At 58.6% G+C, this 1,535-nt stretch carries 1 rRNA gene; it reads right to left on the bottom strand.

From position 1 onward, the window contains the following. Positions 1-36: 36 nt before the first annotated feature. A 16S ribosomal RNA gene (locus VYJ16_RS22110) occupies positions 37-1,509 on the bottom strand. Positions 1,510-1,535: the final 26 nt, after the last annotated feature.

Here is a 1,535-nt window from a genome sequence, read left to right as displayed (position 1 = left end):
CGATGGGCCAACCCGGTGTGGGTTGGTCCCGGTCAGTGGAGGTGATCCAGCCGCAGATTCCCCTACGGCTACCTTGTTACGACTTAAGCCCCCTTGCGGAGCCCAGATTCGACCACCGTTAGGTGGCCTCATCCGGACCCCACTCGGGTGCTTTGACGGGCGGTGTGTGCAAGGAGCAGGGACGTATTCACCGCGCTCTTCTGAAACGCGATTACTACCGAATCCAGCTTCATGCGGACGAGTTTCAGTCCGCAATCCGAACTACGATCGAGTTTCGGAGATTAGCGCCCCCTCTCGGGGTTGCATCCCATTGTCTCGACCATTGTAGCCCGCGTGTTGCCCAGCTCATTCGGGGCATACTGACCTACCGTTGCCCGTTCCTTCCTCCGCTTTAGCAGCGGCAGTCCACCTAATGTACCCAACCACCACGAGGGTGTTGCTGGCAATTAGGCGTGCGGGTCTCGCTCGTTGCCTGACTTAACAGGACGCCTCACGGTACGAGCTGACGGCGGCCATGCACCTCCTCTCAGTGGCTCAGGTAAGCTCATCACACTGACCGTCACTGCACACTGTCGGAGCTGGTGAGATGTCCGGCGTTGAGTCCAATTAAACCGCAGGCTCCTCCGGTTGTAGTGCTCCCCCGCCAATTCCTTTAAGTTTCATCCTTGCGGACGTACTTCCCAGGCGGCTCACTTCACGGCTTCCCTACGGCACAGCACTGGCTCGTAGCCAGTGCCACACCTAGTGAGCATCGTTTACGGCTAGGACTACCCGGGTATCTAATCCGGTTCGTGACCCTAGCTTTCGTCCCTCACCGTCGGATTCGTCTTCCCGAGGCGCTTTCGCCACCGGTGGTCCGTCCAGGATTACGGGATTTCACTCCTACCCCAGACGTACCCCTCGGGTCTTCCGATCCCAAGCTGACTGGTTTCCGCCGGACGCCTGCTCGTTGAGCGAGCAGATTTCCCGACGGACCTGTTCAGCTGGCTACGGACGCTTTAGGCCCAATAATATCGGCCATCACTTGGGCTGCCGGTGTTACCGCGGCGGCTGGCACCGGTCTTGCCCAGCCCTTATTCTTGTACCTCCCTACGGTACAGAAAAGCGAGGACGATATGCCCTCGCACTCGGAGTTCCCTTATCGCACTGTCGTGCAGTGTAAAGTTTTCGCGCCTGCTGCGCCCCGTAGGGCCCGGTATCTTGTCTCAGATACCGTCTCCGGGCTCTTGCTCTCACAACCCGTACCGATTATGGGCACGGTGGGCCGTTACCCCACCGTCTACCTAATCGGCCGCAGCCACATCCTATGGCGCCGTAGCATTTCCGGCTCAAGCCATTCCAGGCATAGAGCGTTATTCAGAATTAGCCTCAGTTTCCCGAGGTTGTTCTGATCCATAGGGTAGTTTGGCCACGTGTCACTGAGCTATCTGCCACGAGTATGAACTCGTGCGACTAGCATGGCTAAATCGAACTCCGATAGCAATGGCCTCCGGCAGGATCAACCGGAATGGTCCCGAGCTCAAGGCTCGGGGGGT

This window comes from Halorubellus litoreus (assembly GCF_037081675.1).
GTDB lineage: Archaea > Halobacteriota > Halobacteria > Halobacteriales > Natrialbaceae > Halorubellus > Halorubellus litoreus.
This window is presented reverse-complemented; position numbering and strand designations above follow the sequence as displayed.